This is a genomic window from Thalassoglobus neptunius, from assembly GCF_007859735.1.
Taxonomy (GTDB): Bacteria; Planctomycetota; Planctomycetia; order Planctomycetales; family Planctomycetaceae; genus Thalassoglobus; species Thalassoglobus neptunius.
The window spans coordinates 1-10,001 of sequence record NZ_SIHI01000078.1 but is presented as its reverse complement, the minus strand read 5'-3'; the positions used below and the strand labels follow the sequence as shown (position 1 = coordinate 10,001).

General features: G+C 47.4%; 5 protein-coding genes and 3 pseudogenes. 4 read left to right on the top strand and 4 right to left on the bottom strand.

Going from position 1 to position 10,001, the window contains the following annotated elements:
- The 4 genes and pseudogenes from tnpB to KOR42_RS27575 all read left to right on the top strand — a co-directional run.
- A partial coding sequence (gene tnpB, locus KOR42_RS24990) for an IS66 family insertion sequence element accessory protein TnpB (RefSeq protein ID WP_146512535.1) occupies window positions 1–268 on the top strand: 268 nt, incomplete at its 5' end.
- A pseudogene (locus KOR42_RS28020) lies at window positions 150–677 on the top strand (IS66 family transposase); the annotation flags it as partial. The gene tnpB and the pseudogene KOR42_RS28020, both read left to right, overlap by 119 nt.
- Window positions 672–1,390 (top strand): annotated as a pseudogene (gene tnpC / locus KOR42_RS28015) (IS66 family transposase); the annotation flags it as partial. The pseudogenes KOR42_RS28020 and tnpC, both read left to right, overlap by 6 nt.
- 231 nt (window positions 1,391–1,621) lie before the next feature.
- Complete coding sequence (locus tag KOR42_RS27575; RefSeq protein WP_146512533.1) at window positions 1,622–2,134, top strand: IS66 family transposase; 513 nt, start codon at window positions 1,622–1,624, stop codon at window positions 2,132–2,134.
- A 456-nt stretch (window positions 2,135–2,590) separates the two neighbouring features.
- Here the strand turns inward: KOR42_RS27575 and KOR42_RS24975 are convergent, their stop codons facing one another.
- From KOR42_RS24975 to KOR42_RS24960, 4 genes and pseudogenes are all read right to left on the bottom strand, one after another.
- Window positions 2,591–6,733: a serine/threonine protein kinase gene (locus KOR42_RS24975; RefSeq protein WP_146512532.1), complete on the bottom strand. Its 4,143-nt coding sequence runs from the start codon at window positions 6,731–6,733 to the stop codon at window positions 2,591–2,593.
- Complete coding sequence (locus tag KOR42_RS24970) at window positions 6,733–7,341, bottom strand: ECF-type sigma factor (protein ID WP_197441567.1); 609 nt, start codon at window positions 7,339–7,341, stop codon at window positions 6,733–6,735. Before KOR42_RS24970 ends, KOR42_RS24975 begins: the two co-directional genes overlap by 1 nt.
- Before the next feature lie 118 nt (window positions 7,342–7,459).
- Window positions 7,460–9,607: a hypothetical protein gene (locus KOR42_RS24965; protein ID WP_146512530.1), complete on the bottom strand. Its 2,148-nt coding sequence runs from the start codon at window positions 9,605–9,607 to the stop codon at window positions 7,460–7,462.
- 194 nt (window positions 9,608–9,801) lie between these two features.
- Window positions 9,802–10,001, bottom strand: a pseudogene (locus KOR42_RS24960) (hypothetical protein); the annotation flags it as partial.

Below are 10,001 nucleotides of genomic sequence, written 5' to 3'. Positions count from 1 at the left end.
GCAGGACCCGTTGAGCGGTCATCTGTTTCTGTTTCGCAATCGCAACCGGGATCGACTCAAAATCCTCTACTGGAATAACGACGGTCTGGTCATCTGGTATAAACGCCTCGAACAGGGAACCTGGCAGTTCCCGAGCGATGTGAAGCGAGATGATGAGACCACGGTTGTCGAGATCACTCGCGAAGAACTCTCGCTGCTTCTGGATGGAATTGATTTGCGGAGTGTCTCGCGACGTCGGCGGTTTGCGAGATCGAAAAAAGTCGTCTGAACAATCAAATCCTGACGAACCCGAAGCCGTCTTGAGCGGTTTCATTGGTATGACTCAGGACGAGCTTCCGAACACGATCGAAGAGCTTCAGCGAATGATTCTGGCGATGGACCGTCAGCTTCATGTTTCTGATCGCAAAGCCGCTCTCGAAAAAAAGAAGTCGATCGAACTGACCGCCACCGTCGAGAGCCAGCAGAAACAGCTTCAGCAAAGTGAGCGAACGATCCGCGAGTTGCTTCAGGCACTGCGGGGCAAACAGCGGGAACGGGTCGATCCGAATCAACTGTTGCTCTTCGAATTGGGCGAGCTTCAGCAACTGATCGAAGAACAACTCGAAGCCGAGCCGGAGGCGTCTTCAAAACGGCGCAAGAGGAAACGTCGACGACGGATTCTGCCGGAGAACTTGCCGCGCGAAGAGATCGTTCATGAACTTCCTGAAGAANAACGACTCTNNCCGATCGACGGTCGACCGATGCCGGTGATTCGTTACGAAACCAGCGAGCAACTCGACTTCGAACCCGCCAAACTCAAAGTCATCGTTCACAAGCGAGCGGTCTATGCCTGTCCGGAGAAGCATGACGACGCGACGCTAATCACAGCTCCCAAGCCGCCGCAGCCAGTCGAGAAAGGACTCGCCACCGCCGGGCTGCTGGCAGCCATGGTGGTGGGGAAGTTTGGAGATCATCTGCCTGGATACAGACTCGAAGACATTCTCTCCCGCAGCGGAGTGGAAATTCACAGGAGCACGATTTACGACTGGATTTCTGCCGTCGCGGACCTGATGCGTCCTGTTTATGACCTGATGAAACAACGTGTCCTGCAATCGAAAGTGATCCACACCGACGACACGCAGGTGAAGCTGATCGACACCAGCATTCGCAGCACGAAGCTGGCCCGGTTCTGGGCGTATCTGGGAGATCGAGATCATCCGTACGAAGTCTATGACTTCACGACGTCACGCGAACGTGCCGGTCCGGAAAAGTTCTTGCAGGACTTTGAAGGTTATCTGCAAGCCGATGCCTACGGAGGCTATGACGGAATCTATTTGAGCTCCGACGGGAAGATCGTCGAAGTCGCCTGCTGGGCACACACCCGCCGATACTGGCACAAGGCCCGCGAAAGCGATGCCTCACGCGCTCACCATGCGCTGGNCTCAATCCACTCGACCCACTGCACTCGAGAATAACCCACACGCGACAAGACACCATCCCCCAGGAATTCCAAAACCAGAAACCCCAAAGAATACAACCCAAGTCAACATGCACTCCAAACGGCGCTTACCGCCGATACTGGCACAAGGCCCGCGAAAGCGATGCCTCACGCGCTCACCATGCGCTGGCGATCATCAGCCGTTTGTATGAAGTCGAACGTGCCGCGCGAGACGTCGATTCAGACATTCGCAAAGCCCAGCGTGCTGAGCATTCGGCTCCTCTGCTCGAAGAATTCAAACACTGGCTCGATAATCAGGAGTTTCTCCCCAAAAGCCTGATCGGTAAAGCCGCCACCTACACCAGAAATCAATGGACCGCCTTGAATCGTTATTTCGAGGACGGAGATCTCTCAATCGACAACAACGCCGCCGAACGTTCGATGAAGCCGGTTGCCATTGGAAGGAAAAACTGGCTCTTCGTCGGCAGCCCCAAAGCAGGTCACCGCGCTGCGATCCTGATGTCCCTGATCGCCAGCTGCAAAGCCAATCACGTCGAACCCTGGGCCTACCTCAAAGACGCCCTCACTCAACTCGCCCACAGAGCCAATGTCGAATCGTTACTCCCCAACCACTGGCTGGCAACGCACCCCCAACACCGCTGGAACATCGCCGAAAGAAGAAAACAAGAACGCGAAACCAAAGCCAACACCCCGTAGTTCACCATGCGCTTACTCTCAATCTCGAGCTCGTAACTCGAAAACCCGAAATGGTCCCATTCTTTGATCATCGTGAACATCTTACGAATGGTCTCTAAGTCGGAACTTGCAATTGTGTCTCGTGTGCTCGCAATCTCGTTTGCCTCCTTCGCAAATTCTATGCAATTTACATCTTTGCATTCCCACTCTGAATCCTTTATTTCATGGTAGAAGCTCATCACCGTAGATGAAGCAGAGTGGAGATGTGGATCAAATCCAGGCGCATCAAAAATCTCAATAAACTCTAACAATCGGTCAAATTTCCTTTTTCGTTGGAACGAAAGCCATGTCTCCACCGTTTGCTGTTTAATACTGATTGAAATACTCCGAAAGTTGAGATGATGATGGTGCGGTGGTTTCCAGATAATCTGCTGTCGTCAGCGAAGCCATCATGTCTCCTCGAGGCCAACGCAGTTGTTATTCAGGCGAAGGTTTTTGCGAAGAAATCGTGTAAACCATGTAATCCCTTCCTTGTCGCAATTGCTCCTGCAGCAACATGGATAGACGAGGGACAAGCTCTTGCGTTCTCCACAAGCAAGTCACAATCTGGACAGAAGCTCCGTCTTCAGAAAAACGGAGAATTTCCGGTGTCCCTTCGAAGCTGCCTTTGATTTCCATCTCAACTGATTCAGTCTTGAGATCAATGATTCCCAAACTAGAATTACCGAATGCACCTTTGGATGTAACTCCGATTGTGTTGCCATTTGGAGAAAGCCCCCAGCACAAGGAGTCGTTGAAATAAAAATTTTTGCCTTCATTGAAATTTATCTTCGTATACCCAGCATTTCCCACACTCCACATGAGAAATTGCTTGTTGTTTAAGAGCTCAAGTACAACTGTCTGTCCACCATTCGAAACGGCCATTTTTTTTATCGTTGACGGGGCGTGAGGCAAATATGACACAGCGAAATCAGAGAGTCTCCACACTTGGACTGAGTCACCAATCGCAATGGCAAAATGATGAAAATCATTCGACACGGAGAACTCAAAATATCGTAAGTCTATTTCCGGAATTCGAGTTTGGAACTCCTTTAGTTTTTCCCCTGATGAAAGCGAGAACATTGTCGCTTTGAGGCTCGGTTCAATCGTATTGACTACTTCAAGAGAAATAAGTCGATCGGCAGCCACAATCGGGAAGAAGATTGCTTCAGAACCGACGGGATGATCAATGACAAGCCTCGGTTGAGACAACTGTCGATTCCGTCCTGTTTCTGCAGCACTCGCTGCACCGTTAACGCTCTCCACTTCGATCCATTTCCTTTCATAAATCTTCCCCTTAAGCATTGTGTAGAGTCTGCCTTGGGTTAAACCGTCATCAAGTGAGTAGATATCATGAAGTGAAGTAAAAAAATCATCTGGCGGATCGAACGGATTGCTTTCGGTGGACGAGTTTGATTGACCTATGCTTTCCCCGCCAGGAAATAAAATCGAGGTCGGCTGACGCATGTATTCGTCAGATGCCTGAAACGGATCGAGATCAGTAGACAAGCTAGAAGGATCCACTTCTTCACCAAACGGAAATAAATTCTCTGTGGGCTGCGGCGTCAATTCTTCAGATAACTGAAAGGGATCGACTTCGATAGACGAGTTTGGAGGGTAGGCCAATTGACTGTCATTAATAAATCTTTTCCCAAATCTTGCTAAATTGAATATTGCACTCAAAGGGAGTTCTTGGAGGCGAAGGCGAAATTTGTATTGGTGCGTTATTTCTCGCTGTTCGAGTTCACTATATTGCCATTCGTTCACAGAAGGGTCGTTGCAATTAAGAGTACTGAATCTTCCGTTTTGAGTGTCAGTCAGGGCAACACTCGAAGGAGCCAGAGGAAGTCGAATTTTTGAGATGTGATACGGAATTTTGATAGGAAATATGGAGAGCTGTTGAGAGTCTCCGTTTTTTGAAAGTGAAGTTATTGCAAGGCGATTGTTTTTGGGTGAGAGACTAACGTCGAATATTCCCTCTGAATTAGAGTGCGAAATTACGGGAATGGAACTCCCACCGTAAATGTCACGCATAACGACAGCGGATGAGTAGTTGATAATGCACCATTGGTTATCGTTCATAACAATCATTCCCTGAGGATCCTTGTTAAATGAACTAGGTGCACTGGAATATTTGTGGGTTTGTGATTTCCACAGACCATCTGACCTGAGGGGTGGTAACGTGACATCTGAAAGTGGATAGCAATTGTATGCCATGAAAGCATTGCTGCTACCTGACAACAACCATCGTGAACCAGTTGACTCTTTTGAAAACGTATGAACTGGAGGTGAAAACAGACCGAATGGCTGGGAGGCAATTCTTTCGAGAGTCAATACGCCTAAGACTACAGTTTCATTCAGAGTTGAAGCAGCCAGAAACTGATCGTCATTTGACACGCAAATATCACGCAATCCTCTCACAGTAGCGGAAGCTAATTTTTGGTGAGAGACAAGATCGTGCAGGATGATCTCATCGTAGCTCGAAATTATTACCTGTGTGTCGTTGAGCAAGAACGGTCCGACGTGTAGCCCAGGGCTAATGAAAAGATTTCCAGAACCTCTAGACTCTTTGTACCCAGAGAATCCGAGATGCTCAGACACACCTTTCTTCCCCTGAGAGAGAGTTCTTTCTGATTCGAAGATCGGTTCAGAAATGCCGACCTGTTTCACTTGGTTTCTATTCGTATAAAGGATCGTACTACCACCATGTGACACACTGAAGTTCCAAACGTCTTCATTCGTCGTCAGAGATAAAGTCGTTCCGTCATCGATTTCAAATTGTATCAGGTCACCATTTCTTAAGAAGTACAACTTTTCTCCATCAGGAGACCAACGTACCGGGCTTCCGTAATCTGGAGTCACTCCTTTGATGACGCACTTTTCGTGCTCAGCTACCAGAGAGTTCATGTAATGCCAAGAAAAGCCTCGATTTTCTACTGGTAACGCTCGCTCATCGTAAAGTAGTTCGTGAACTCCTGATGGCTGTGACTGAAGCAAGTCCCAGGCTCGTCTTACTTGTATCGCACTGCTGTAGTTCTTGGCTTCGATTTCATTTCTTTGAGCAGCCCGTTTTAACAACTGAGCTTGCAGCAGCGCGGTTTCTTTTTCGGCAATCGCTTGTTCCGCTTCGTCGGCTCTTTGTGTGGCAATGTCTGTTGCCGCAATTTGTTTTTCACGTTGATCGATTGCCACGAATGCATAGTAACCCGACACGCAAGTTGCAATGACTAATGCGGCGAAAATTGAAAGCGTTGTGATGACGGTAGTTTTATGGCGTTGAGCATATTTTTTGATTCGGTACCACCGTGAAGGTGGTGCTGCAGTCACTGGCGCGTTGTTGAGGAATCGTTCCAGGTCATTGAGAAGTTCCTTTGCTGAAGAATATCGTTGCGAACGATCTTTATTGATCGCCTTCATGATAATCCATTCCAGTTCACCGCTGACGAGGTGCTCATGCTCAGAAATTGTTACGTTACGTTCTTTGGCGAGATCACGCCGCGAACAATCGGTCGTCGTCAAACGCAATCGAGGAGAGGGTGCCGGATTTTCCCGCATGTAAGCGATAATTTCATCTTGCTGCTTGCTGGACAGTTCGTGAATTGCAACCGGTTTCACACCAACAACCAACTCATAAAGGATGACGCCCAATGAGAACACGTCGCTTCGAATGTCTACATCAACTGCGCTGAGTGTCAGTTGCTCTGGGCTCGCGTACTCAATGGTGCCCATGATCTGCCAAAAACCTGTTTGGATGGAGTCGCGGAGTGTTGATTTTTCAAGAATTTTGGCGACACCAAAGTCGATGATTTTGGGAACTGCTTTGCCATCCAACTCTGTCACTAGAATGTTTGACGGTTTCAGGTCTCTATGTATGACTCCTTTCATGTGAGAGTGAATGACTCCACGGCACATTCCAGCTACAAGGTTGATCCGCTGATCGATTGTCAGGCGATTGTCATCTGCAAAGGTCGTTACGGGGATACCTCGAATGAGTTCCATTGCAATGTAAGGACGTCCTGCATGATCACCTCCATCAAAGATTTTTGCGACATTAGGATGATCGAGATTCGATAACACTTGCCGCTCAGCTTTGAACCGAGCAATGACCTCTTTGCTGTTCAGACCTTCTCTTAACATCTTCACTGCGACTTGCCTGACGATAGGCCGCATTTGCTGAGCTCGATACACTGTTCCAAATCCACCCGATCCAATCTCTTCTATGAGGGAGTACTTTTGATCAAGCACGTCTATCGATTTTTCAGGGTCTAAGTTCAATTCATCAGTAGAGATTTGATTCAAAGCTCCCTGGATCACTTCTGAATATTCAGGGAACTGGTGAAGCATCTCTTGCTGCAAAACTGCTGTCTCTTTGCGATCATCACGAAACGTCATCATCAGGGTCAGCAGCTCAAACAACAGCGCCTCATGAAGTGAGGACTCCTTACCGCCCAAAATTCCACTTACAGACGGAATTTTTCCGACTGACAGCGACGCCTCGAACTCGGCTGCGATTTGGTCAACTTCAACAATCTGTGATGATGACAACCGTTCATAGAGCCGATTTCGTAAACCTTCAGCCATCAGTCATTCTCCGATGTCCAGATTCTACGAATACCAGCGAGACGACGTTCAACTGTGGCGACGCTAATGCTCATCTCAGTACTGATTTCTTCGTTTGTCATGCCTTTCAGTTTGCAAACACAAAGTAATTTCCATTCATCGCTGGGGAGTAGATTCAATAATTCACCGACTTCGATTGGGATATAGTTCGAAAGTGAATCGAAATACTCCGCGATGGGATGTCCTGGAATTTGATTGAATCCATCGTGGCTCAAACCATCAAAAACGGAATGACCTCTCTCTCGTCCACCCCCGCGCTTCTGGCGGCTGGCATCGCGAATTTGGTTGAGAAATTTGTTTTCAGTGATGCGAATGAGCATGCGCCAAAGATCGTCGCGATCGCTGAGATTCGGATATTTCCCGGCCATCAAACCATTGTAGAGAGAATCAAAAGCATCCAATGCCGCATCCTCTTCATCAGCAACACGACTAGGAGAATCACAGTATTTGCGACGTACGAACTCGACAAGTCGCTGAAAATAGCGTTTCCAAATTTCCGCAGCTGCGTTGGAATCTCCGGCTCTAAGTTGATCGATCCATTCTGTCACCGAAAGTGACTCTTGAGTCATATTACATCCTTCCCATCGAACTCTAGGGTATAAAAACATTGGAGTTCAAATCTCGGGGATCGTCGCATCAATATGAAAGCTAGGGTTTCTTTTTCGTAGAATCAGACTGTTAAATTTACTAATAGAAACCTTTTCCTGGAATGGGTTCGGCTTGTTCCAAAACATAAGTTTGATGAGGAAACGGAGTCAGTTTCTTCTTGTCGAACAGGGCAAACTTGAGATGATTCCCTTGGGCATTATCAGTCTCTTCCCAATCACGACCTTCTGTACTGATGCTGAAGCGAAACTTCCCACGCGTATTGGAAATCGATATTGAATGCCCGTTCGACTCCAAATCTTTGAATCGTTCTATGAGTTGACCATCCGGATCGAGAATCGTGACGTCATAACTTCCGTTCTCTTGCTGTGAAACTTGAACTCGAAAAGTTTTACAGCTCCAATCACCAGAAAAGTTTTTACCCACTTTACGATTTTTTTGTGCAGGCTTCTTGCCGAAGAATCGGTTATACTGGCGGTTCTTGTCTGGCCCTTCGAGATAGACTTTGTAGATGAAACGCTTTAGTTTGTCGTCCTCATTGTACATTTCTTGAATTCTTGGAACTGCAGTTTTTAGGACACGTTGAAACTTTTCATCGGATAGGCCCAGGTCGTCTACGGGCTCTTGAATCTCTCCTTTTACACCCATCGCGTCCAGCATCCAAATAATAAACTTCTCGTATTCGACTCGATCCATCATCCCTATTCCGTATCGCGCGTCGAACTCTGCTTTCTTCTTGAGATTCAAGCCATTGTAGTAACCGTTTAAGTTTAAGTTTGGAATAAAACTAGTGAGAAACGTATTAAAGAACTGATTTGGATTTGCTGGATTGGGAAATGCCGGGACTTTCACGACTCCTTTTCTCGGGGGGGCATTGACTTCGTAGTCACCGACATGATACCCGTACCCGCTGGCACGAGTCATGTTGAGTGACCTTCCAGGTTTAATCCGTCCTGGACTGAATGTAGCTACTTGGTGAACCGTTTCGAAAAGGGGATTGTTGCCAACTGCACGATCACTTCCAAGGTCAACTTTCGTATCGGACAGCCAGTTGAATACCAAAACAGGAGGGTTCTTTTTCTCGTTAACCTCAAGGATTGGTTGCTTTCCACCCAACCGCGTGTCGTAGATATTGACTTCTTGGTGAGGTGCGACATTATTGACTCGGAATGCGTGATTCTGGAACGGAACTTCTGCCAGGTACGATCCACTCGGTGAGACCCAGAGTCTATTATTGCTATTGATATCTAATTCACCAGACATGACGAGCTTAGGAGTCGGGCCAGTGATATCAATTCGAGAGATGACCATCGGTCTTTGCCCTCCCAATGAGTGGACCGCAATTACACAGTCAATTCCGAAGTGGAGCTTAGTGGCACCATCGAGAGGTTGGAGCTGAAAATCTTCGAATTCGCGCAGATCAGGCTTCTTATTGAGTGATGACATGCGGATGAACGGAATCGGATAATCTTTCCATTGAAATTCCCTGACGCGATTCGTCCACTTCACATCAAATCCATCTACGACATCACCGTATGTCTTGGGGCCATCTTGCGACAGTTTCCAAAGAATAATTCCAACGTCGTCACCACCACCGACGTTTGCGTTGGGATCAAGCCGTGGATAGCTCTCAAGCCCATTGCTATACCATACGCAAGTATCTTTCTTGCAAAAACCAATTGCAGTCGCCACCTTCCATTCTTCTGGAAAGTTGGCATTCGAAGGAGTACGGTATTGGTGTTGTTGCTTGCCGGTCTGGATATCATAAACTGCAATATTCCGCAGTGAGTGTCCAGCGACCTTTGTACCATCTTCAGAAAGTCCTATACTATCTAATAACTTATGTTCGATTGACCGTACTTGATCCTTGTTTACATCGTAGAGTTTGATCGAGTCTCCGCTCATCCAGAGGAACGTTCGGAGTTTTTCGCTGTAACGAATGTGGCATCTCTCGATGGATTTCTGAAGTCCATTGAAATCTTTCATCTTGATCGCAAGTGCAGCCACTGGTTTCCCATTATTTAGGGAATAAAGCGACCATCCGTTGGGTGGATTTGAGTAAATCAATTCACGTCCGTCGGAGGTGACAAAATATGGGTTTTGTTCGAATGCCAGACTTGAACGCCATGTGACGCCCGGCCCTTTTTTAAATGTAGGCTCCTGCGACTCAACATGAGTCGTAAAAAAAGTTGCTGCAACGATTGCAAAACAAGTGGTCTTAATGTTCATGTGAGTTTTCCAGTTCTCTCAAAAAAGATTCACTTTCAATACAGAATGATATTAAGAAGAACACTTTTCAAATACTCAGCCCCTCACATCAAATGTTTTTTCCCAAAATTCTATAATCTGTCGGACGATTGGGCTGAATTGGATTTGATCTGCGCCTGCTGTGTTGAAAACAAATCACAGGTTTTGATCGTGGGCTAACGCCTCAGGGCGTAGGCGAGGACTTTGAGGGCGGCTTCGACGAACAGGGCTTTCTCGCTTCTGGCTGAGAGTGCGGCACCTGTGGTTCGCTTCAATCCGCTCATGAATGATTCCACAAGCCAGCGTCTGCCGTATCCTTTTGTTTCGAATTCTGTCCTGGTCATCTGTGAGCGGTACTCGCCATTCAGCTTACCGT

Coding starts and splice junctions, on each gene's coding strand:
- KOR42_RS24965 (WP_146512530.1), bottom strand. CDS start 9,607: ATGAACATTAAGACCACTTGTTTTGCAATCGTTGCAGCAACTTTTTTT.
- KOR42_RS24970 (WP_197441567.1), bottom strand. CDS start 7,341: ATGACTCAAGAGTCACTTTCGGTGACAGAATGGATCGATCAACTTAGA.
- KOR42_RS24975 (WP_146512532.1), bottom strand. CDS start 6,733: ATGGCTGAAGGTTTACGAAATCGGCTCTATGAACGGTTGTCATCATCA.